The sequence below is a fragment of the Paucibacter sp. M5-1 genome (assembly GCF_027498415.2).
GTDB lineage: Bacteria > Pseudomonadota > Gammaproteobacteria > Burkholderiales > Burkholderiaceae_C > Roseateles_E.
Genome location: NZ_JAPZLM020000001.1, coordinates 2,916,469 through 2,936,800, shown reverse-complemented (window position 1 = coordinate 2,936,800; position 20,332 = coordinate 2,916,469). Strand labels below are relative to the sequence as shown.

The following is a 20,332-nucleotide window of genomic DNA, read 5'->3' as shown; positions in this document are numbered from 1 at the left end:
CTGCGGCCGCAAAACCGTGTATATGCCGCCGCAGCGCCGGCTACATCAGGGTCGCAGCGCCAGCTTGGGCGCGCGCGGCGCCGCCGCCACCTCGACCAGCATCAGCGCCAGGCGCTGCAAGGCGGCCCAGGGGTCCAGCGGCCAGCCCGGGTGGCGCAGGCCCTTGACGATGCCGTCGCAGACCTGCGCGGCCTCGACCAGGGGGGCCAGGCTGTGCGGCTTGATGCCGGGCACGATGCGCTCGAACAGGCGCTCCTTCGGGCCCCAGACCCGGGCCTCGCGCAGCGCCATCGGCAGCGGCTTGCCAGCGTCGACCGCCTCGCGCACGCGCTTGAGCGCGCGGATGTCCTCGGCCAGCGCCCAATGCACCAGCACGGCCGCTTCGCCCTCGGCCTGCAACCCGTCCAGCATGCGCAGCACCCGGCCCAGATGGCCGCCCAGCACGGCCTCGCTGAGCTTGAAGACGTCGTAGCGGGCCACGTTCAGCACGGCCGCCTCAATCTGCTCGAAGCTCAGCTCGCCCCTGGGATGCAGCAGCGCGAGCTTTTGCAGCTCCTGGTGGGCGGCCAGCAGATTGCCCTCGACACGGTCGGCAAAGAAGGACAGCGTGCGCTGGCCCTCCTCGCCGTCCTGCACCGGCTGGCCCTGGGCAGCCAGGCGCTGCGCGATCCATTGCGGCAGCGCGCGGCGCTCGACCGGGTCGACCCGTACCGTGATGCCGGCGCCGTCCAACGCACCGAACCAGGCGCCGTTCATCTGGGTCTTGTCCAGCCGCGGCAGGCTGACCAGGGTCACGACATCCTCGGGCAGGCGCTCGCAATAGCGCTGCAAGGCCTCGGAGCCGTCCTTGCCGGGCTTGCCCGAGGGGATGCGGATCTCGATGAACTGGCGCTCGGCAAACAGGCTCAGCGCCTGGGCCGCGCCCAGCACCGGCCCCCAGTCGAAATAGGCGCCGGCCACGGTGAAGACCTTGCGCTCGCCATAACCCTGCGCGCGCGCGGCGGCGCGGATCGCGTCGCAGGCCTCCTGGGCCAGCAGCGGCTCGTCACCGAACACGGTGTAGATGGGCCTCAGGCCCTTGGCGAGCTGCGGGGCGAGGGCGTCGGCGCGGATCTGCATGTCGCTGTGATTCAGCCGGGCAGGCGGATGGCGGCCAGCCGGCGCATCACCTGGGCCACCGCATCGGACTGCATTGAGCGGTACAGCCAGGCCTCTTCCTGCTCCTTGCCCAGCGCGGCGGTCTCGGTGTAGTTCATCTCGCGGCTCAGGCGCATCTCGGTCAGCGGCTGCAGGATCTCGCCGGCCGGCGTGCGCAGCACATAGTCGAGCTGCAGCTGCAGCTGCCACTCGCGCACCTGGCCGGCGCTGGTCGAGACGACGACCGTGCGGTCGCGTGTATCGCGCTGCGCCTCCAGCACCACCTCGGCGCGGTTGAAGTCGGCCAGCAGGCTGACCTTGGTGCGGCCCAGCTGGCGCCGCAGCTCGGCGGCCAGGGCCGAGTCGGGCGCGAAGCCCTTCAGGCCCAGGGTGCGGAATTGCAGCTCGGGTTCGCGGCGCGGCGCGAAGCCGCAGCCGAGCACCGAAGCGGACATCAAACCGAGCAGGGCGGTGCGGCGCAGCATGGGCTTCAGACCACCACGTTGACGAGGCGGCCGGGCACGATGATGACTTTCTTGGCCGGCTTGCCCTCGCTGAACTTGATGCACTCCTCGTTGGCCAGCGCGGCCGCCTCGATCGCGGCCTTGTCGGCGCCGGCGGCCACCTTGACGCTGCCGCGCAGCTTGCCGTTGACCTGCAGCATCAGCTCGATCTCGTCCTGCACCAGGGCGGCCTCGTCGACCACCGGCCAGGCCGTGTCGAGCAGATCACCCAGCTCGGCGGCAAAGCCGAGATCGACCCACAGCGCATGCGCGATATGCGGGCAGGCCGGGTAGAGCACGCGCAAGAGCACCGAGAAGCCCTCGCGCACGGCGGCGTCCTGGCCCTGGGACTTGAAGCCTTCCAGCGCGTTCAGCAGCTTCATCGCGCCGGAGACGACGGTGTTGTACTGCATGCGCTCGTAGTCGTACGAGACCTGCTTGAGCGCCAGATGCACCTCGCGGCGCAACGCCTTGCCATCGCCGTTCAGTGCCGCGAAGTCGCGGCCGCCGGCCTTGATGGCCTCGGCATTCTTGGCGCCGAAGCCCCAGACCCGCTTCAGGAAGCGGTGCGCGCCCTCGACGCCGGCATCGTTCCACTCCAGCGTCTGCTCGGGCGGCGAGGCGAACATCACGAACAGCCGGGCCGTGTCGGCGCCGTACTGGTCGATCAGCTGCTGCGGGTCGACGCCGTTGTTCTTGGACTTCGACATGGTCGTCATCTCGTAGTCCAGCTTCGTGCCATCGGCCTTCAGCGTGCCACCGACGATCTGGCCGTGCTCGTTGGTCTGCACGTCGACCTCGTGCTCCCAGTAGTAGTTCTTGCCGGCATCGGCAGGCTTGTGCGAGAACGCACCCTTCAAGACCATGCCCTGGGTCAGCAGCTTGGTGAAGGGCTCGTCGATCTTGACCAGGCCCAGATCGCGCATCACCTTGGTCCAGAAGCGCGCGTACAGCAGGTGCAGGATCGCGTGCTCGATACCGCCGATGTACTGATCCATCGGCATCCAGTAGTCGGTGCCGCCCGCCACCATCGCGTCCGGGTTCTTCGCGTCGCAATAGCGCATGAAGTACCAGGACGAATCGACGAAGGTGTCCATCGTGTCGGTCTCGCGCTGCGCCGGTTTGCCGCATTTCGGGCAGGCGCAGTTCAGGAAGTCGGCGCGCTTGTTCAGCGGATTGCCGCTGCCGTCCGGGATGCAGTCTTCTGGCAGCACGACCGGCAGATCCTTGGCGGGAACGGGCACCGCGCCGCAGTCCTCGCAGTGGATGATGGGGATGGGCGTGCCCCAGTAGCGCTGGCGGCTGATGCCCCAGTCGCGCAGGCGCCAGGTGGTCTTCTTCTCGCCCAGGCCCTGGGCGCCGAGCAGCTCGGCCACCTTGGCGACGGCGGCCTTGTGGCCCAGGCCATCGAGCACGCCGGAGTTGATGCAGACACCACGCTGCTTGTCGCCGTACCACTCGGCCCAGACCTTGTCGTCGTAGCTTTCGCCTTCGACGCCGACGACCTGCTTGATTGCCAGACCGTATTTGTTGGCGAACTCGAAATCGCGCTCGTCATGCGCCGGCACGCCCATCACGGCGCCGTCGCCATAGCTCATCAGCACATAGTTGCCGATCCAGACCTCGACCTGGGCGCCGGTCAGCGGATGGGTGACGAACAGGCCGGTGGGCTTGCCCTTCTTTTCCTGCGTGGCGAGTTCGGCCTCGGTGGTGCCGCCGCTCTTGCATTCATGGATGAAGGCGGCCAGCTCGGCATTGCCGGCGGCCGCATGCGCGGCCAGTGGGTGCTCGGGCGCGACCGCGCAAAACGTGACCCCCATGATGGTGTCGGCGCGGGTCGTGAACACATAGAGCCTGCCGTCCTGGATCAGCGCGCCGTCGGCGCCGCTGATCTGGTGCGGGAAGGCGAAACGCACGCCCTCGCTCTTGCCGATCCAGTTTTCCTGCATCAGGCGCACCCGCTCGGGCCAGCCGTGCAGATAGCTCTTGTCCTCGGGATTGGCGACCGCCGACAGCAGCTCGTCGGCGTACTTGACGATGTTCAGGTAATAGCCGGGGATCTCGCGCTTCTCGACCACCGCGCCGCTGCGCCAGCCCTTGCCGTCGACCACCTGCTCATTGGCCAGAACGGTCTGGTCGACCGGGTCCCAGTTGACGACCTGGGTGCGGCGCTCGGCGATGCCGGCTTCCAGCATCTTCAGGAACAGCCACTGGTTCCATTGGTAGTAATCGGGCTTGCAGGTGGCGATTTCGCGCGACCAGTCGATCGCCAGACCCATGGCCTGCATCTGGGACTTCATGTAGGCGATGTTGTCGTAGGTCCACTTCGCGGGCGGCACCTTGTTCTTCATCGCCGCGTTCTCGGCCGGCAGGCCGAAAGCGTCCCAGCCCATGGGCATCAGCACGTTGTAGCCCTTCATGCGCAGCGAACGGGTCAACATATCGTTGATCGTGTAGTTGCGCACATGGCCCATATGCAGCTTGCCGCTGGGGTAGGGCAGCATCGAGCAGGCGTAGAACTTGGGGCGGCTGTTGTCTTCGACGACGCGATAGGCGTCGCGGGCCTGCCAATGGCTGCGGGCGGCCTGTTCGACCTCGGACGGGGTGTACTTTTCGTTCATGATGGCAATCGGGCGCGGAAGCCGCGATTGTAGGAGGGCCGCTGGCCCGGCCGCTTGCTACTCGGTCTGTGTGACGAAGGCGATGCGGTTCAGCCCTGCGGCCTGGCACCAGCCGATCAGCTCGGCCACCGTGCCATAGGGCGCGGTCTTGTCGGCGCGCAGCTGCACTTCCATCCCGGGGCTGTCCTTGGCCAGGGCCGCGATGCGTTGCTGGAACTGGGCCGGCGCCAGCTTCTCGTCGCCGAGATAGAGGCTGCCATCGGCCTGTAGCGCGACGCTCAGGAAGGCCGGTGCATCGCCCGGCGTGGCGGCCTCGCTCTGCGGCAGTTCCAGGCGCAGCGACGAGGTCATCAGCGGTGCGCTGATCATGAAGATGATCAGCAGCACCAGCATCACATCGATCAGCGGCGTCATATTGATCTCGCCCATCGGCTTGGGCATGTCGCGGCGTTCCAGGCGTCCGAAAGCCATGATGGTCTGCCTCAGTCGGCCGGCTGGTCGAGCAGCTCGCGCAGATCGTGGGCAAAGCCTTCGAGCTCGGCCTCGCAGTCGCCGACGAACTTGCCGTAGATGTTGTAGGCCAGCACCGCTGGAATCGCGACCGCCAGGCCGGCGGCCGTCATGATCAGCGCCTCGCCGACCGGGCCCGAGACCTTGTCGATCGACAGATTGCCGGCCGCCGAGATGCTCAGCAGCGCGTGGTAGATGCCCCAGACCGTGCCGAACAGGCCGACAAAGGGGGCGGTGGCACCGATCGAGGCCAGCAGCACCTGGCCGAACTGCAGCCGGGCCAGCACCTGGTGCAGCGCGTCGCGCAGACGTCGCGTCAGCTGCGACTCGCGCCGGCCGGCAGCCTCCAGTGTGCCGCCGTGGCTGGCAGCCGTCGCGGCGTCGAGCAGGGGCAGCAGCACCAGCTCGCGGTCAAAGTTCTGCAGCGCGAGCCGGCCTTCGTCGAGGCGGGCGGCGGCCCAGAAGGCCGGCACGGCGCGCGCCATGTCACGGCGCGTGCGGCGCAGCAGCCAGCCCTTCCAGAGGATCACGATCCAGGCGCTGATCGACATCAGCAAGAGCAGCAGGGCCACGCTGCGCGAGACGCTGTCGGCCAGTTCCCAGAAATGCGCGAAACCGCCCATGGCCGCGGATGATCAGTGCTTCAGGCCCAGCACATCGTCCATGCCGTACAGGCCCGGCCCATGGGCGGCCAGGAAGCGCGCCGCGCGCAGGCTGCCCTGGGCATAGGTGACGCGGCTGCTGGACTTGTGCGTGACCTCGATGCGCTCGCCGATGCCGGCGAACAGCACCGTGTGGTCGCCGACGATGTCGCCGCCGCGCACGGTGGCGAAACCGATGGTGGAGGGATCGCGCTCGCCGGTCACGCCTTCGCGGCCATAGACGGCGCAGTCCTTCAGATCGCGGCCGAGTGCGGCGGCCACCACCTCGCCCATCGCCAGCGCCGTGCCGCTGGGGGCATCGACCTTGTGGCGGTGGTGGGCCTCGATGATCTCGATGTCATAGCCCTCGTTGAGCGAGCGCGCGGCCAGCTCCAGCAGCTTCAGCACCACGTTGACGCCGACGCTCATATTCGGCGCCATCATGATGCCGATATGGCGGGCGTGTTCGCCGATCGCGGCCTTCTGCTCGGGGCTGAAGCCGGTGGTGCCGATCACGGCCTTGACGCCCAGCTCGCGGCACAGGGCCAGATGGGCCATCGTGCCCTCGGGGCGGGTGAAGTCGATCATCACATCGGCGCCGGCCAGGCCCTGGCGCAGGTCGGCCGTGATCAGGGTGCCACTGGCCTGGCCCAGCCAGGCGCTGGCGTCCTGGCCCAGGGCCGGGCTGTCGGCACGGTCCAGCGCGCCGCTGAGCTGGCAGTCGGGGGCGTTGACGACGGCCTCGATCAGCATGCGGCCCATGCGCCCGGAGGCGCCGGCAATCGCGATCTTCAGGCTCACGAGCGCGGCTCCAGCGGCGGGTAGCTGCGCACCGGGCCGACGGGCTCGATCGCGGTGGCCTCGGGCTTGGGCGGGATCGGCAGGGCCTTGCGCTCGTCCTCGGTCAGCGCCAGCTTGGGCACGGCCCGGCCGGGCTTGAAGGTATTGATCGAGGCGATGAACTCGTTCTCGCCCGGCAGGTCATCGGGCACGTCCAGCGACTTCAGGCGGTCGCCGTCGAACCAGGCCACCAGATGGCGGGCCTGATGCGGCGCGCCCTGGCGGCGGATCGAGAAGGCGTAGTCCCAGCGGTTGTCGTGGAAGATGTCGGTCAGCAGCGGTGAGCCCAGCAGATCGCGCACCTGGGCCCGGCTCATGCCCGGCTTGACCCGCGCCACCTGCTCCTTGGTCAGCACATTGCCCTGCACCACCTCGACGCGGTAGGGCGTCACCAGGCCCAGCACCTTGTCGCCGGCCACCGAGGGGAGCACGTCCAGCGAGGGCAGGGACGGCAGCTGGGCGCAGCCGGCCAGCAGGCTCAGCAGGGCGAGCGGAATGGCGTGACGAGAGATTGCTTGCATATCTTTAAGGCCTGGGGGCGCTGGTCGCCCGGAGCTGGCTATGATTGGCGCATTCTAGCGGCAGGCCCATGGCGGGCTGGCCCACACCGAAGCGATGAACCGCACCGACGAGATCAAGAACAGCGGCCTGAAGGCGACGCTGCCCCGTATCAAGATTCTGGAGATCTTCCAGAAGGCGGCGCAGCGCCATATGACGGCCGAAGATGTCTACAAGGCCTTGCTGACCGAAGGCGCCGATATCGGCCTGGCCACGGTCTACCGGGTGCTGACCCAGTTCGAGCAGGCCGGTCTGCTGTCGCGCAATCATTTCGAGTCCGGCAAGGCGGTGTTCGAGCTCAACGAAGGCCATCACCATGACCATCTGGTCTGCCTGACTTGCGGCCGGGTCGAGGAGTTCTTCGATCCCCAGATCGAGGAGCGCCAGCACGCGATCGCCAAGGATCGCGGCTTCGAGCTGCAAGAGCATTCGCTGGCGCTTTACGCGTCCTGCATCAAGAAGAACTGCCCGCACCACCGCAGCTGAGGCGGCCGCCGCTCAGTCTTCGCTCTGCCCGCCCTCGATGGCGCGCTGGTGGCGCTCGACGAACTCGCGGTAGGTGTCGATGCCGCGCAGCTGCAAGATCGTGTTGCGCACCGCCGCCTCGACCAGCACGGCCAGATTGCGGCCGGCGTCCACCGCGATTACCACCTTGCGCACCGGCATGCCCAGCACCTCCTCGTACAGAGGCTCGTAAGGCAGGCGCTCGAAATCGCGCTCCATCGTTTCCTTGCGCACCAGGTGCACGATCAGCTTGAGCCGCATCTTGCGGCGCACCGCGGTCTCGCCAAAGATGGCCTTGATGTCCAGGAGGCCGATGCCGCGCACCTCCAGCAGATTCATCAGCAGCTCGGGGCAACGGCCCTCGATCGCGGTCTGCGCGATGCGGAAGAAGTCCACCGCATCGTCGGCCACCAGGCCGTGGCCGCGCGAGATCAGCTCCAGCCCCAGCTCGCTCTTGCCCAGGCCCGATTCGCCGGTCAGGAGCACGCCCAGGCCGAGGATGTCCATGAAGACGCCGTGGCGGGTCGTGCGGTTGGCGCAGACATGGGCCAGATAGGCGCGCACCAGATCGATCACATGGCCGGCCGATTCGGTGGTCACGAACAGCGGGATCTCGGCGCGGTCGCACATCGCCACCAGCCGGTCGGGCGGCGGCTGGTCGTCGGCCACGATGATGACCGGCGGCTCCAGCGTCACGATGCGGGCGATGCGGCGGTCCAGCACCTCCCCCGAGGCCTGGCTCAGATAGGCCACCTCACGGCGGCCGACGATCTGGACCCGGTAGGGATGGATGTAGTTCAGATAGCCGACCAGGTCGGCGGCGGACTGCGCGTCGCGCAGCGCGGCCTCGTCGAAGCGGCGTTCCGGGTGGGCGTGGCCGGCGATCCATTCCCAGCGCAGGGCCTCGCGGTGCTCTTCAAAGAGCCGGTCTGCGCTGATCGAGGTGGCTTTCACTAAATCGGCGAATCGTCAGGCCACGGACTTCAGCGGTTCCCATTCCGAGATCAGGCGGTGCACCGCGCTGGCCTCGGTCTCGGTCTTCAGGCGTTCGCGCAGTTCGCGATCCGACAGCATTTCGGCGATCTCGGACAGGATTTCCAGATGCCGCTGCGTTGCCGCCTCGGGCACCAGCAAAAAGATCAAGAGGCTGACCGGTTCATCGTCCGGGGCGTCGAAGCCGATGGCCTGCTGCACGCGCAGCACGGCGGCCAGCGGATTCTTCAGGCCTTTGATGCGGCCATGCGGGATGGCCACGCCATGGCCCAGACCGGTCGAGCCCAGGCGCTCGCGGGCGAACAGGTTGTCGGTGACCGAAGCTCGGGAGATCGCGTGATTGTTTTCAAACAGCAGGCCTGCCTGTTCAAAAACGCGCTTTTTGCTGGATGCGTCCACATTCACCAGCACATTGCTGGCCGGCAGGATAGCGGCGAGACGGTTCATCGTGTCACAGCGCCGATTACGGCTGATAGGCCTTGGGCGAGACGCTTGTTCGGTAGCTAGGGAGGGGATTATAGGAAGGCGCACAAGTCCTGTGGGCCCCGCAGTTCGGGGCGGGGTGCAGTATTGCGCGATTTTGCGGCGGCGCAGCAACAGCCTTGTGCGCATACCGAATTGGGTCTGCTGCGGCCACAAAAAAGCGGCCCGCAGGCCGCTTTCGTCGAGGGCGCTAGGCCCGTGGCGCTTCAGGGCGCGCCGATTTCAAGCCGCTTGGCCGAGGCGTGGTGGTGATCCTGCACCCGGTCCTTGTGACGGCATACCTGACGATCCAGCTTGTCCATCAATTGGTCAATCGCGGCATAAAGATCCTCATGAGACTGCTCAACGAAAATATCGCGTCCCTTCACATGGACGGTCACTTCGGCCTTCTGCCTGCGTTCCTTCTCCTTTTGCTTTTCCACCATCAGCAAGACGTTGATGTCGACGACTTGATCGAAATGGCGGGTCACCCGGTCTAGCTTGGTGAGCACGTACTCACGAAGGGCCGGCGTGACTTCAAGATGATGGCCGCTGATAGTCAGGTTCATAGAGCCTCCTTTCACAGGGTGGACAGGGAACACGGAATCGGGGAATGGACAGGGATGTCAGGGATCAGGGTTCGGGAGATGCGGGGTGGGGAGGGGTAGCAGAGGTGGGGTTGAGAAACTGCAGAGGGCGAAATCAGTGTGCGCCCGATGCGCTTGTGTGACAAGCGTTTGACATGAATGCCCGAGCCTTTCGCAGTGCCGAGCCCCGGCGGGACCAAAGCTGTGCTTCAATGCGCTGTTGGCTTGCTGCGGCCAATGTCGCGATGTGATAATCACAGCACCCAATCTCTGGAGTTTTCCTTGGACAGCGATCACCCTCGGTGACCGTCCCTCCAGTGCCTGCAGCCCGCCGCGTTCCTGCTTTTGCAGACGCGGCCGCCAGTCCGGAGTGAGACGGGACCCCTTATCCCTATCCGGATGGCGACCATGCCGTCCCCTGCCATGACGGCGCAGCGGCGCTGGAGATCTGTTGCATGCTCAATGTGTTCACCTTGGACAATGGCCGCCTGAAGGGCGGACTGTTTCAGGAAGAAATCGAAAGCCCCGAGGCCCTGGCCCAATCGCGTCCGGTATGGGTCGATCTGGAAAGCCCCAGCGTCGAGGAAAAGGGCTGGATACGCGACCGCTTCGGCCTGGTGATCCCGGAGAACATCGTCGATGACGATCTGGAGGAATCGGCGCGTTTCTATGAGGAAGACAACGGCGAGCTGCATATCCGCTCGGACTTCCTGATCGATGACGACGAGACGCCGCGCAATGTGCGGGTCGCATTCATCCTGTTCAACAACGTGCTGTTCTCGGTCCATAACGAGGACCTGCCGGTGTTCCGGCTGCTGCGCCTGCGCGCACGCCGCATCCCGGCGCTGATCGAGGATGCCAAGGATGTGCTGCTCAAGCTCTACGACGCCGATGCCGAGTATTCGGCCGATGCGCTGGAAGGCATCTACGACAGCCTGGAGAAGGTCAGCGCACGGGTCTTGAAGAAGGACGTCAACGATGCCGAGGCCGGCGAGGTGCTGGCCGCGATCGCGCGCGAGGAAGACCTGAACGGCCGCATCCGCCGCAATGTGATGGACACGCGGCGCGCGGTCAGCTTCATGATGCGCAGCCGCATGCTCAATGCCGAGCAGTTCGAGGAATCGCGCCAGATCCTGCGCGACATCGACTCGCTGGACTCGCACACCGCCTTCCTGTTCGACAAGATCAACTTCCTGATGGATGCCACCGTCGGCTTCATCAACATCAACCAGAACAAGATCATCAAGATCTTCTCGGTGGCCAGCGTGGCCCTGCTGCCGCCCACGCTGATCGCCAGCATCTACGGCATGAACTTCAAGTACATGCCCGAGCTCGACCAGGCCTGGGGCTACCCCTTCGCGCTCGCGCTGATGCTGGCCTCGGTGGCCGCGCCCTTCATCTACTTCCGCCGCAAGGGCTGGCTCAGGTAGTCGCCGCGCCCAGCAGCGCGTCGCTGACCTCGCCAAGCCGCTGCACCTCGCGCCAGGGGCCGCGGCGCAGATCCTCATGCTTGGGCGCGATCGTGAAGCCGGCATCGGCGCCGGCCAGCATAGGCACATCGTTCAGGTTGTCGCCGATGGCGGCGATGAACAAGCTGCCGGGCCGCGCCTGGTCGCGCAGATGGCGCAGCACATTGGCCTTGCTGACAAGCTCGGGACTCGGTGAGTCGCCGTGCCGGAAGGCCGGGTTGATGCGCACGGTGCCGGTGCTGATCTCGTTGCCGAAGCTCATGAAGTGGGCGATCGCGAAATCGGCGAAGACACGCCGGCGCACGATGTCGGCGGCGATGAAATAGCTGTCGCTGACCACGCCCACCAGCCAGCCCTCGCGGCGCAGGCGCTTGATCGCCTCGACCGCATCCTCGCGCAAGGGCAGCGCCCGCGCCACTCGCAGGAAGTCGCGCTGGTGCACGAACTTGAAGACCTGGGCGATCGAGTCGCTGCGGGTCGAGGCATCGATGTCGTGGCGGTCCAGCCACTGCGCGAGCTCGGCCTCGCGCCCGCTGTGCTTGGCCATCGCCTCGACGAAGCGGCCCTCGATCAGCGTGCCGTCCATATCGAACAGCGCGACCTTGTCGGCGCTGGCCAGGCGGCGGGCCACGCGCTCGAAGGTGCCGCGCGACTGGCGCTCGACCTCCTCCAGCTCCAGGAACTGCTCGAAGGAGAAGCGGTTGCTGGCCTTGGCGCGGTGCATGATGGCGCGGCTGACCTGCTGCGCCATCAGCGAGAGCCGGTCCAGCGGCTGGCTGTCATTGACGATCTCGCCGATCTCGACCTCGACCACACGCGCGCCCTTCAGATGCGCATCGATCAGGATGCCGACATCGACACCATAGTCATCGTCCAGGGTCAGGGTGCGCAGCAAGGCCGTCGTGCCGGCGATGATGCCGCCCAGCGGCTGGACGAAATGCGCGAGCTCGGGGAAGAACACCCGCAGCAGCGGCTTGGCCGTCAGCTCGGTGACGCGGCCGCCGCTGCGCGAAAAACGGGCCTTGACCAGATCGGCCAAGCCGTCGGCCAGCGGCGCGGTCATGCGCTCGATCAGGTCCTCGCGCAGGCCGCCCAGATCGGCATCCAGGAACAGCACCCAGGGGGTATCGATCAGCGCCAGTCCATCCACCATCGACGCGCCCTTGCCCAGCAGGCTGCTGGTCACGACGCGGGCGCCGGCGGCCTGGGCGCGCTCGACGGTCGCATCGATCGAGCCATCGTCGATGACGAGCACCTCGACATCGGGAGCCTGCCGACGCACCACGGCGATAACCTCGGCGATATGGCGCTCTTCGTTGAGGGCCGGGATCACGACGCTGAGCTTGCGGTTCTTCTCCATGGTCCGAGTTTGACATGGTCGCTGTCTGGGGATGCCGACCCTATCATCGCTTGCATGCCGTCAACCGCATGGAGTCACAAATGGACACAAGGATCCGGTCAATGGTGGTTCATGTCTCCGACAGCCCGCGCGCGCCGCAGGTGCTGGCGTTGGCCCGCAGGCTGGCCGAGCTGCATGGCGCGCAGCTGAGCGCGATCCATGCGGTGGCGCCCAGTGCCTCGGGCGCCTATATCTCGCCCGAGGCCTCCAGCCTGGCGGTGCAGCTGCGTGGCGATACCGACAAGGCCCGCCAGCAGCGCGCGGCCGATCTGGTGGCGGCGGCCGGCGGCGAGATCAGCTTCGCCAGCGTGATGAGCGATGCGGCCACCGAGATGGTGCAGGCGGCGCGCAACAGCGATCTGCTGGTGATGGGCCAGCAGGAGCCCGGGCAGCAGCACGGCCTGCCCGAGGGCCTGGTCGGCCGCCTGCTGGTCTCAGGCGCCTGCCCCATTCTGTTCGTGCCCTATGTGCACGAGACGCCGCGCTGTGGCGAGCGGGTGCTGGTGGCCTGGCGTGATTCGCGCGAGAGCGCGCGGGCGCTGCGCGATGCGCTGCCCTTGCTGCGGCGTGCCCAGCGGGTCGAGCTGGTGCGTTTTGCCGAGAGCGAGCTCGCCGGACCCGAGCCGCTGCTGCGCGCCCAGGCCTATCTGCGCCTGCACGGTGTCGAGGCCGAGCTCAAGGTCTTGCAGCGGCCCGAGTCCTCGCTGGGTGAGCGGCTGATCTCGCCGTGGACACCGGATGCCTCGGTGGCCGAGGCCTTGCTGTCACAGGCGGCCGACAGCGACGCCGATCTGATCGTGATGGGCGGCTTCGGTCATACCCGGCTTTGGGAGCTGGTGCTGGGTGGCGTCACGCGCACGATGCTGGAGTCGATGACGGTGCCGGTGCTGATGTCGCACTGAAGCGCTAGGTGACGCGCAGCCGGCGCTTGATCAGGCGCAGCAGGGCGCCGACCAGCGGCAGCTTCTCGTACAGCTCCTCGGCCGCATCCCAGTAGTCGCGGTGGTAGACGACCCGGCCGTCGCTGCCGAAGCGCAGATGGCTGCTGCCGTGGATGGTCTGCGCACGGCCGCGCAGGCCGAATTCGAAGTCCCAGCACAGAAAGCACTGGTCCCCCTCGACCAGCGTCTCCAGCACCTTGAAGCGGGGCGCATCGAGGGCCTCGAACATATGGGCAAAGATGGCCTGGATCGCGCTCAGGCTGTGCACCTCGTTGAAGGGGTCGCGAAAATAGGCGGCCTCGTCGTAGTGCCGGCCCAGCCGCGCAATGTCGGTGGGCTGCAGCTGTTCGAACAGCGTGACGATGGCTTGGGCGCGTGGGTCCATTCAGAGTCCGGTGGCGCGGCGGACCGCGCGAAAGTAAAGACTGTAGGGCAGCAGGCGCAGCAGCTTGAGCCAGAGCGTGAAGCGCTTCGGAAAATGGATCTCGAAGCGTCCGTCGGCCCAGCCGTCCAGCATGGCCTGCGCGGCCTGGGCTGGGCTCAGCAGCGCCGGCATATGGAAGTCGTTGCCGGCGGTCAGCGGGGTTGCGACAAAGCCGGGATGCACGACCGAGACGCCCAGGCCTTCCGGGGACAGGTCTTGATAGAGCGCCTCGGCCAGATGGGTCAGCGCCGCCTTGGCCGGACCATAGGCCATGGACTTGGGCAGCGCGCGGTAGCCGGCCACGCTGGAGACCAGGCTCAGATGACCCCCGCGCCCCGCCTGAGCCTGGCGCAGCAGCTGGGGCAGCAGCGCGTCGAGAAGATTCAGCGCACCGACATAGTTGATCTGCAGATGGCGCACGGCCTCGTCAAGCCCGAACTGCTGGGCCCGCATCGGCTGGTAGTGGCCGGCGCAGAAGATGCAGGCATCGATCTGGCCATGGCTGGCCTGCAGCTGGGCCACGGCCGCACGCAGGGCCGCTGCGTCCTGCACGTCCAGCGGCAGCGCCGTGCTGCCCGGATGGGCCTGAACGAACTCCAGCAGCAGCGCTGCCTGGCGCGCCGAGACCACCACGCGCGCACCGGCGCCATGCAGGGCCTCGGCCAGCGCCCGGCCGATACCGCTGGAGGCGCCGACGATCCAGGCGGTCTTGCCCTGCCAGTGCTGCAGCTTGGGATTGAGCGACATGGCTCAGCGCTTCTGGAAGGACAAGGTCACTTCGCCCAGGCGCACACCGAACTTGCTCATCTGCGCCTTGTTCAGCATGACCTTGTCATCGATCAGATACATCCAGTCGTCGAAATCGACCTCATAGACCGTGCCGTCGACCGGCAGCCGCAGCGTGTAGCTCCAGCGCAGCGCATTGCCGGCGGCCTCGCCGCGTGCCTCGCCGACCACATCGTCGGCCCGCCCGCTGTAGCGGCCGCCGCCCAGATGGCGCAGGCGCCAGACGCGGCGCTCGGTCTTGCCGTCGCTGTACTTGAAGTCCTCTTCCAGCAGGCCCTCGTCGCCCTGCCAGCTGCCTTTCAGATCGACCGTGAAGCGGCGCTGCACCTTGCCGGCGCGGTCGGTGAACACGCCATGCGCCAGCAGCGGGCCGTTGAAGTACTGCCGCAGGTCCAGGGTCGGCGTCTGGCCGGCGTAGTCGGCCGGCGTCGGGGCCGAGGCGCAGCCGGCCAGCAGCAGGGCGCCGCCAAGGACGAGAAGATGACGGCGATTCAGTTCGGGGCGCATGAAACAGCCTCCTGCTCGGGTTTGATGATCAGCACGTAAAGCGCGCCAGCGGCGGCCAGTTTCAGCGCGCAGGGCAGCAGGCAGTAGGCCCAGGTCAGGGCCTGCAAGGCGGCGGGGTCGCGCTGGCCCGGCGCATAGCCCAGCCATTGCAGCAGCGGCAGGGCCAGCCCGGCGGCCAGCGCGAGATTGAGCTTGTTGGCGAAATTCCACCAGCCGAAGAACACGCCCTCGGCCCGGCCGGCCAGGCCGGCGCTTTGCACCACGCCGGTCAGCAGCGCGCCGGGGATAGCGAGATCGGCGCCCAGCGCCGCACCGCTGGCCAGGCAGACCAGCACAAAGCCCAGCTGATCGCCGGCGGCGAGGCTGCTTGCCCAGGCAAAGCTCAGCACCGCCAGCAGCATGGCCGCCAGCCAGGCGCGCGCCCGGCCCAGCCGGGCCACCACGCGCAGCCACAGCGGCATCGACAGCGCGGCGGCCACGAAATAGCTGGCCAGATACAGCCCCTCGGCCGCCGGCGTCTGCAGGCGGTCGCGCACAAAGAACAGCAGCAGCGTCGCCGGTATCGCGGCGGCAATGCCGTTGAGCAGGAAGACCAGCAACAGCCGGCGAAAACCCCGTGTGTGCCAGGCCAGGGCCAGCCCCTGCTCGGCCACGCTGCGCTCGCTGGGCCGTGCGCGCGGCGCCCGCAGCAGCAAGGCCAGGCCCAGCAACAGGCCCAGTGCCAGCGCCGCGCTGGTCCAGGCCATGCCGAGCAGCGAGGGCAGCAGGCTGGCGCTGATCACACCGGCCAGCGCCAGGCCCTCGCGCCAGGCGACGACGCGGGTCTGCTGCAGGCCGTCGCCGCCCAGCCGCGCGCCCCAGGCCTGGTGCATCACGGCCAGCACGCTATAGCCCAGATAGCTCAGCACCAGCGTCGCCGCGCACCAGCCCAGATAGCCGGCCTGGCTCAGCGCCGGCGGAAAGAACAGCAGCACGAAACCCAGAGCCAGCAGCAGGGCCGCCACCGCCATCGGCGCCAGCGCGCTGCGCCGATTCAGCCAGCGGTCGGCCAGCCGGCCTATCCAGGGGTCGACCAGGGCATCGAACAGCCGGGCGCCCAAGAGCACTGCGCCCAGCGCGGCCAGCGCCACGCCGTACTGCTGCGCATAGTGGGCCGGCAGGGTCACGTACAGCGGCAGCGCGACAAAGGCCAGCGGGAAGCCCAGCGCCCCGTAGCGCAGGCCGTCGAGCGGCTTCATGAACCGGGGCCCAGCAGCCGGCTGCGCAGCGCCGGCTCCGAGGTCTGCGGCGCCAGCCAGATGCCGAAGAACAGGCGGCTGAACAGCGGGTCGGCGATGCGCCGCGACAGCGCGCCGTTGACGAAGAAGTCGGCCCCGACCTCGGGCTCATGCCGGCCGCTGATGCGGTCGCCGGCCTTGACATCGGGGAAGGCGGCCTCCATCTCGGTCAGCCAGCGCTGGGCCGTGGTGTCGTCGATCGTCTGCTGGCGGCGCATCTCGAGCAACGAGCGTTTGGCGATCTCGGCGCCCTTCAGGCTGCGTGCGTACTGCAGCTCCAGCGCCAGCGGCGCGGTCCACCACTGCGGCCCCGGCCGGCTCGTGGCCCAGAGCCGGATGTCATAGACCAGCAGGCCGAAGAAGCGCATCTGCCCCTGGCCCTGCAGCTTCCAGCCGGGCAGCTCGGCGGGCTGGGCCTGGGCGGCCAGCGGCAGCGCGATCAGGGCCAGTGAGGCAAGGCGGCGGTCCATCTCAGTCCCTGATCAGGGTGAACTGCATCACATCGGTGCTGCCGGTCGCAAAAGCCGCCTCGCAATAGGCGAGGTAGAACTCCCACAAGCGCATGAAGCGGGTGTCGAAGCCCTGCTTGCGCACCTCGGCATCCCGCTGCATGAAGTCTTCGCGCCAGCGCCGCAGCGTCTCGGCATAGTCGGCGCCGAAGGCCAGCTCGTTGACGACGCGCAGCCCCGCCTTGGCCGCCTGGGCGCGGAACTGGCTCGGGCTGGGCAGCATGCCGCCGGGGAAGATGTACTGCTGGATGAAGTCGCTGGAGCGGGTGTAGCGCTCGAACAGATCGTCGCGGATCGTGATGCTCTGGATGCAGGCGCGGCCGCCGGGCTTGAGCTTGTCGTGCACGCATCTGAAGTAGCCCTCCCAGTACTCGCGGCCGACCGCCTCAAACATCTCGATCGAGACGATGGCATCGAAGGCCGGGTCGGCGATGTCGCGATAGTCCTGGAAGCGCAGCTCGGCGGCCAGGCCGGCGCGCTGCAGCCTGTCCTGTCCCCAGGCCAGCTGTTCGCTGGACAGCGTGACGCCGGTCAGCTTCGCGCCGAAGTCACGCGCCGCACACTCGGCCAGCGCGCCCCAGCCGCAGCCGATCTCCAGCACGCGCTGGCCGGACAAGACCTGGCACTCGTTGAGCGCGCGGCGCATCTTGGCCTGCTGCGCCTCGGGCAGCGGCCGGCGCCGGTCGCCCTCGAACCAGGCGCTCGAGTAGTTCATCGTCGGGTCCAGCCAGAGCCGGTAGAAATCGTTGCCGAGGTCGTAGTGGGCGTGGATGTTCTTGCGGCTGCCGGCGCGGTTGTTGCGGTTGAGCCAGTGCTTGAGCCGGTAGGCCAGCGCGCCCCACCAGCGACCATAGACCACGGCCTCCAGCGCCTCGCGGTTGCGGATGAAGAGTTCCATCAGCGCGCACAGATCGGGCGTGCTCCAGTGGCCGGCCACATAGCTCTCTGCGAAGCCGATGTCGCCGCTTTTCAGCGCGGCGCCGCAGACGGCCCAGTTGCGGATGCGCAGCGCGGCGCGCGGGCCCTCGGCGCCGCCGAAGTGCGCCGAGCTGCCATCGGGCAGTTGCACATCCAGGCTGCCGTGCTGCAGCCGGGCCAGCAGCTTGAACACGGTGCGTGCGGCTGCGGGTGCGCTGTCCGGCAGGCTGAACGAGGAGGTGAGCGTGGAGGAGTTCATGGACGGGCTGCTTAGCGGGTCAGAAACCGGGTCGGTGCGGCGGGTTTGCCGAAGAAGGGCGTGCGCTTGAGCCACAGGCGCAAGGCCTGCCAGTGGATGCGGGCCATCAGCATCAGGCTGAAGGCCGGGTGGGCGAAGAAGGCCACGCGCGCGCTGCAGCGGGTCAGCGGCTGCAGCTGGCCGGAAATGCTGGTCGTCAGCAGCGGCCCCTGCTCGTCCTCATGCGCGATGCGTGCGACCGTGCGCATGCCGGTGTGCAGGAAGCGGAAGCGGTAGCGGCCCGCGACCCGGCAAAAGGGCGAGACATGGAAGACCTTGGCGGCGCTCAGCTCGCGGCCATAGGCCAGCTCAGGCCCGGCCAGCAGATAGCAGTGGCGCTCGCCAAAGGTGTTGTTGACCTCGACGACGATGGCGGCCAGGCTCTCGTCCGCACGGTGGCAGTACCAGAAGCTGACCGGCTTGAAGGCATAGCCCAGCACGCGCGGGAAGCAATGCAGCCAGACCTCGCCATCGGCATCCGTGATGCCCTCGCTGGCCAGCAGCCCATCAAGCCAGGCCAGCGCGTCGGGGCCACCGTCGCCATGGTCGGCATCGTGAAAGCTCAGCCAGCCCCAGCTGTTGCGGTTCAGCGCCGCACAGGCCTGCGCGCGCAGCGCGCGCATCGGCAACATCAGGAAGTAGCTGGCATAGCTGAAGCGGTGCGGCCGCGGGCGCAGCCGGCCGTGGTGCACCGGGCCGTGTGCTATCAGGGCCTGGGTCGGCCAGGTTTTCATGCGCCTGCCCTGGTGGTGGCGGCCCAGCTGGCCATCAGGCGCTGCGCCACCGTCAGGCCCGAGAGCAGGCCGTCCTCATGGAAACCGTAACGTGTCCAGGCGCCGCAGAACCACAGTCCGCCCTGGCCCTGGATCTCGCCCAGGCGTTGCTGGGCCCGGGTGGCGGCATGGTCGAAGACCGGATGCGCATAGTCGTACTCGCCCAGTACCTGCGCGGCCTGCGGCTCGCGCACCGGATTCAGCGAGACGATCACCGGCTGCTGCCAGGGCAGGGGCTGCAATCGGTTGAGCAGATAGTGCAGGCAGACGGCCTGCTGCTCTTGCCGACCGCCGCCGTGTTCGTAGTTCCAGGCCGCCCAGGCGCGGCGGCGGCGGGGCAGCAGCGCGGTGTCGGTATGCAGCACGGCGCGGTTGCGGTGATAGCCGATGGCGCCGAGGATCTGGCGCTCGGCCGGCGCGGCCTCGCTCAGCAGACGCAGCGACTGATCGCTGTGCGTGGCCAGCACTACCGCGTCGAAGCGCTCGCTGCCATGCGCGGTGGCCAGCTGCACACCGCCGTCGGGCAGGCGGCGCACTGCGGTGACGGGCGTGTTGAGGCGGCGGTCGGCGATGCGCGGCAGCAGCCGGTCCACATAGTGGCGGGCGCCGCCGCGCACCGTGAACCATTGCGGCCGGTTCGTCACCTGCAGCAGGCCGTGGTTGTGGCAAAAGCGTATCAGCGTGCTGATCGGGAAGCTCAGCATCTGCGCGGTCGGGCAGGACCAGATGCAGGCGACCATGGGCAGCAGATACCAGTCGCGGAACTCGGGGCCGAAACGCTGCTCGTCGAGAAAGGCGGCGATCGGCTGGGCCAGCGCGGCCTCGCTGCCTTGCTCGGCGAGCGCTGTCGTCAGCTGGTTGAAGCGCAGCAAGTCCTTGAGCATGAACCAGAAGCCCGGCCGCGCCAGATTGCGGCGCTGCGCGAACACGGTGTTCAGATTGCTGCCGCTCCACTCGAGATCCTGCTTCGGCAACTGCACCGAGAAAGACATTTCGCTGGCCGCCGTCTGCACACCCAACTGCGCGAACAGCTGGATCAGCAGCGGATAGGTGCGCTCGTTGAAGACCAGAAAGCCGGTGTCGACCGCGCAGTGCTGCCCCTGCAGCTGAACGTCGACGCTATGGGTGTGGCCGCCGAAGTAGTCGCCGGCCTCGAACAGGCTCACCTGGGCCTGGCTGCTCAGCGCCCAGGCGGCCGACAGTCCGCTGATGCCCGAGCCGACCACCGCGATGCGCCGCTGCGGGCCGGCCGGCGCGGCGCCGGGCTGGCTCAGGCCGGCGAGAAAGGGGGCCAGTGTCTCGGCGTGGGCGGCCGCGCCCAGCGGCTGGCGCCGCAAATGAAGAGGGCTTCCGCCTGCGACGGAAGCCCCGGACATAAAAGAGGTTGCAAGACGCCCCGAAGCCAACGAGGGAGGGAGGGAGGAGGAGGAGAAGGGCTCCGGGATTTCGACCTCTTCGCAGAGGCGATCTTGCGACCTAAATTCTGGTTTGACTTTAGCGCTTTGACGCGCGGCTGAGAACAGTTGTTTTGCAGACTCCTCCAAGACCTGCGGCCACAACGGTTTCGCCAAGCTTTTGTAACCGCTGAACGAGGGCTTGGCGGCGAGTTCCACCGCACTGTCCCCGGTAGTGGGTACAAACGCTGCGGGCGATACAACAGTCATGGACATGGGGC

At 67.7% G+C, this 20,332-nt stretch carries 22 protein-coding genes; 3 read left to right on the top strand and 19 right to left on the bottom strand.

Features of this window, described 5'->3' with window-relative positions:
* Positions 1 to 45: 45 nt before the first annotated feature.
* The 7 genes from holA to O5M90_RS13780 are packed head-to-tail and all read right to left on the bottom strand — an operon-like array spanning position 46 to position 6,773.
* Positions 46 to 1,119 carry a DNA polymerase III subunit delta gene (gene holA / locus O5M90_RS13810; RefSeq protein ID WP_269839198.1) on the bottom strand — a complete coding sequence of 358 codons (1,074 nt, stop codon included), beginning with the start codon at positions 1,117 to 1,119 and terminating at the stop codon, positions 46 to 48.
* 11 nt (positions 1,120 to 1,130) lie between these two features.
* Positions 1,131 to 1,622 carry an LPS-assembly lipoprotein LptE gene (locus O5M90_RS13805; RefSeq protein ID WP_269839197.1) on the bottom strand — a complete coding sequence of 164 codons (492 nt, stop codon included), beginning with the start codon at positions 1,620 to 1,622 and terminating at the stop codon, positions 1,131 to 1,133.
* A 5-nt stretch (positions 1,623 to 1,627) separates the two neighbouring features.
* Positions 1,628 to 4,261: a leucine--tRNA ligase gene (leuS, locus tag O5M90_RS13800; RefSeq protein ID WP_269839196.1), complete on the bottom strand. Its 2,634-nt coding sequence runs from the start codon at positions 4,259 to 4,261 to the stop codon at positions 1,628 to 1,630.
* A 57-nt stretch (positions 4,262 to 4,318) separates the two neighbouring features.
* Positions 4,319 to 4,732 carry an ExbD/TolR family protein gene (locus O5M90_RS13795; RefSeq protein ID WP_269839195.1) on the bottom strand — a complete coding sequence of 138 codons (414 nt, stop codon included), beginning with the start codon at positions 4,730 to 4,732 and terminating at the stop codon, positions 4,319 to 4,321.
* An 11-nt stretch (positions 4,733 to 4,743) separates the two neighbouring features.
* Entirely contained in the window at positions 4,744 to 5,394 is a 651-nt protein-coding gene (locus tag O5M90_RS13790) for a MotA/TolQ/ExbB proton channel family protein (RefSeq protein ID WP_269839194.1), read from the bottom strand.
* A gap of 12 nt (positions 5,395 to 5,406) precedes the next feature.
* Positions 5,407 to 6,213: a 4-hydroxy-tetrahydrodipicolinate reductase gene (gene dapB, locus O5M90_RS13785; protein WP_269839193.1), complete on the bottom strand. Its 807-nt coding sequence runs from the start codon at positions 6,211 to 6,213 to the stop codon at positions 5,407 to 5,409.
* Entirely contained in the window at positions 6,210 to 6,773 is a 564-nt protein-coding gene (locus O5M90_RS13780; RefSeq protein ID WP_137942677.1) for an outer membrane protein assembly factor BamE, read from the bottom strand. The genes dapB and O5M90_RS13780 overlap by 4 nt, the downstream gene beginning before the upstream one ends.
* Before the next feature lie 94 nt (positions 6,774 to 6,867).
* On the opposite strand from O5M90_RS13780, the gene fur reads away from it, so the two are divergent.
* Positions 6,868 to 7,296: a ferric iron uptake transcriptional regulator gene (gene fur / locus O5M90_RS13775; RefSeq protein WP_137942678.1), complete on the top strand. Its 429-nt coding sequence runs from the start codon at positions 6,868 to 6,870 to the stop codon at positions 7,294 to 7,296.
* A 12-nt stretch (positions 7,297 to 7,308) separates the two neighbouring features.
* Here the strand turns inward: fur and hprK are convergent, their stop codons facing one another.
* From hprK to hpf, 3 genes are all read right to left on the bottom strand, one after another.
* On the bottom strand, positions 7,309 to 8,268 hold the full coding sequence (gene hprK, locus O5M90_RS13770; protein ID WP_137942679.1) for an HPr(Ser) kinase/phosphatase: 960 nt from the start codon (positions 8,266 to 8,268) through the stop codon (positions 7,309 to 7,311).
* Positions 8,269 to 8,283: 15 nt separating this feature from the next.
* Entirely contained in the window at positions 8,284 to 8,754 is a 471-nt protein-coding gene (locus tag O5M90_RS13765; protein WP_137942680.1) for a PTS sugar transporter subunit IIA, read from the bottom strand.
* A gap of 242 nt (positions 8,755 to 8,996) precedes the next feature.
* Positions 8,997 to 9,338: a ribosome hibernation-promoting factor, HPF/YfiA family gene (gene hpf / locus O5M90_RS13760; RefSeq protein ID WP_137942681.1), complete on the bottom strand. Its 342-nt coding sequence runs from the start codon at positions 9,336 to 9,338 to the stop codon at positions 8,997 to 8,999.
* A gap of 473 nt (positions 9,339 to 9,811) precedes the next feature.
* On the opposite strand from hpf, the gene corA reads away from it, so the two are divergent.
* Positions 9,812 to 10,786 (top strand): magnesium/cobalt transporter CorA, encoded by a 975-nt coding sequence (gene corA, locus O5M90_RS13755; protein ID WP_137945680.1) that lies wholly within the window; start codon positions 9,812 to 9,814, stop codon positions 10,784 to 10,786.
* Here the strand turns inward: corA and O5M90_RS13750 are convergent.
* Positions 10,779 to 12,185, bottom strand: coding sequence for an HAD-IB family phosphatase (locus O5M90_RS13750; RefSeq protein WP_269839192.1), 1,407 nt, complete (start codon positions 12,183 to 12,185; stop codon positions 10,779 to 10,781). The two genes, corA and O5M90_RS13750, sit on opposite strands and share 8 nt — an antisense overlap.
* A gap of 80 nt (positions 12,186 to 12,265) precedes the next feature.
* Here O5M90_RS13750 and O5M90_RS13745 point away from each other — a divergent pair, with 80 nt between their 5' ends.
* A complete protein-coding gene (locus O5M90_RS13745) occupies positions 12,266 to 13,126 on the top strand; it encodes a universal stress protein (protein ID WP_269839191.1) in 861 nt (286 codons plus the stop codon).
* A gap of 4 nt (positions 13,127 to 13,130) precedes the next feature.
* Here O5M90_RS13745 and O5M90_RS13740 read toward each other — a convergent pair whose 3' ends face one another.
* Genes O5M90_RS13740 through O5M90_RS13705 form a run of 8 tightly spaced genes read right to left on the bottom strand, consistent with a single transcriptional unit; the run spans position 13,131 to position 19,931 of the window.
* A complete protein-coding gene (locus O5M90_RS13740; protein ID WP_269839190.1) occupies positions 13,131 to 13,550 on the bottom strand; it encodes a nuclear transport factor 2 family protein in 420 nt (139 codons plus the stop codon).
* The gene (locus O5M90_RS13735) at positions 13,551 to 14,336 is read right to left on the bottom strand and encodes an SDR family NAD(P)-dependent oxidoreductase (RefSeq protein WP_262969020.1); all 786 of its coding nucleotides are present in this window, start codon (positions 14,334 to 14,336) and stop codon (positions 13,551 to 13,553) included.
* 3 nt (positions 14,337 to 14,339) lie between these two features.
* A complete protein-coding gene (locus tag O5M90_RS13730) occupies positions 14,340 to 14,882 on the bottom strand; it encodes a DUF3833 domain-containing protein (protein ID WP_262969021.1) in 543 nt (180 codons plus the stop codon).
* Positions 14,867 to 16,120 (bottom strand): MFS transporter, encoded by a 1,254-nt coding sequence (locus tag O5M90_RS13725; protein WP_269839189.1) that lies wholly within the window; start codon positions 16,118 to 16,120, stop codon positions 14,867 to 14,869. The genes O5M90_RS13730 and O5M90_RS13725 overlap by 16 nt, the downstream gene beginning before the upstream one ends.
* Positions 16,117 to 16,629 carry a chalcone isomerase family protein gene (locus O5M90_RS13720; RefSeq protein ID WP_269839188.1) on the bottom strand — a complete coding sequence of 171 codons (513 nt, stop codon included), beginning with the start codon at positions 16,627 to 16,629 and terminating at the stop codon, positions 16,117 to 16,119. Before O5M90_RS13720 ends, O5M90_RS13725 begins: the two co-directional genes overlap by 4 nt.
* A 1-nt stretch (position 16,630) precedes the next feature.
* Complete coding sequence (locus tag O5M90_RS13715) at positions 16,631 to 17,845, bottom strand: SAM-dependent methyltransferase (RefSeq protein WP_269839187.1); 1,215 nt, start codon at positions 17,843 to 17,845, stop codon at positions 16,631 to 16,633.
* Positions 17,846 to 17,856: 11 nt separating this feature from the next.
* Positions 17,857 to 18,618, bottom strand: a complete 762-nt coding sequence (locus O5M90_RS13710; RefSeq protein ID WP_269839186.1) for a DUF1365 domain-containing protein — start codon at positions 18,616 to 18,618, stop codon at positions 17,857 to 17,859.
* Complete coding sequence (locus O5M90_RS13705; RefSeq protein ID WP_269840074.1) at positions 18,615 to 19,931, bottom strand: NAD(P)/FAD-dependent oxidoreductase; 1,317 nt, start codon at positions 19,929 to 19,931, stop codon at positions 18,615 to 18,617. Before O5M90_RS13705 ends, O5M90_RS13710 begins: the two co-directional genes overlap by 4 nt.
* Positions 19,932 to 20,332: the final 401 nt, after the last annotated feature.

Coding starts and splice junctions, on each gene's coding strand:
- corA (WP_137945680.1), top strand. CDS start 9,812: ATGCTCAATGTGTTCACCTTGGACAATGGCCGCCTGAAGGGCGGACTG.
- O5M90_RS13725 (WP_269839189.1), bottom strand. CDS start 16,120: ATGAAGCCGCTCGACGGCCTGCGCTACGGGGCGCTGGGCTTCCCGCTG.
- O5M90_RS13780 (WP_137942677.1), bottom strand. CDS start 6,773: ATGCAAGCAATCTCTCGTCACGCCATTCCGCTCGCCCTGCTGAGCCTG.
- O5M90_RS13740 (WP_269839190.1), bottom strand. CDS start 13,550: ATGGACCCACGCGCCCAAGCCATCGTCACGCTGTTCGAACAGCTGCAG.
- O5M90_RS13730 (WP_262969021.1), bottom strand. CDS start 14,882: ATGCGCCCCGAACTGAATCGCCGTCATCTTCTCGTCCTTGGCGGCGCC.
- O5M90_RS13745 (WP_269839191.1), top strand. CDS start 12,266: ATGGACACAAGGATCCGGTCAATGGTGGTTCATGTCTCCGACAGCCCG.
- O5M90_RS13710 (WP_269839186.1), bottom strand. CDS start 18,618: ATGAAAACCTGGCCGACCCAGGCCCTGATAGCACACGGCCCGGTGCAC.
- fur (WP_137942678.1), top strand. CDS start 6,868: ATGAACCGCACCGACGAGATCAAGAACAGCGGCCTGAAGGCGACGCTG.
- leuS (WP_269839196.1), bottom strand. CDS start 4,261: ATGAACGAAAAGTACACCCCGTCCGAGGTCGAACAGGCCGCCCGCAGC.
- O5M90_RS13790 (WP_269839194.1), bottom strand. CDS start 5,394: ATGGGCGGTTTCGCGCATTTCTGGGAACTGGCCGACAGCGTCTCGCGC.
- O5M90_RS13715 (WP_269839187.1), bottom strand. CDS start 17,845: ATGAACTCCTCCACGCTCACCTCCTCGTTCAGCCTGCCGGACAGCGCA.
- hpf (WP_137942681.1), bottom strand. CDS start 9,338: ATGAACCTGACTATCAGCGGCCATCATCTTGAAGTCACGCCGGCCCTT.
- O5M90_RS13750 (WP_269839192.1), bottom strand. CDS start 12,185: ATGGAGAAGAACCGCAAGCTCAGCGTCGTGATCCCGGCCCTCAACGAA.
- O5M90_RS13795 (WP_269839195.1), bottom strand. CDS start 4,732: ATGGCTTTCGGACGCCTGGAACGCCGCGACATGCCCAAGCCGATGGGC.
- O5M90_RS13765 (WP_137942680.1), bottom strand. CDS start 8,754: ATGAACCGTCTCGCCGCTATCCTGCCGGCCAGCAATGTGCTGGTGAAT.
- holA (WP_269839198.1), bottom strand. CDS start 1,119: ATGCAGATCCGCGCCGACGCCCTCGCCCCGCAGCTCGCCAAGGGCCTG.
- O5M90_RS13735 (WP_262969020.1), bottom strand. CDS start 14,336: ATGTCGCTCAATCCCAAGCTGCAGCACTGGCAGGGCAAGACCGCCTGG.
- O5M90_RS13720 (WP_269839188.1), bottom strand. CDS start 16,629: ATGGACCGCCGCCTTGCCTCACTGGCCCTGATCGCGCTGCCGCTGGCC.
- O5M90_RS13805 (WP_269839197.1), bottom strand. CDS start 1,622: ATGCTGCGCCGCACCGCCCTGCTCGGTTTGATGTCCGCTTCGGTGCTC.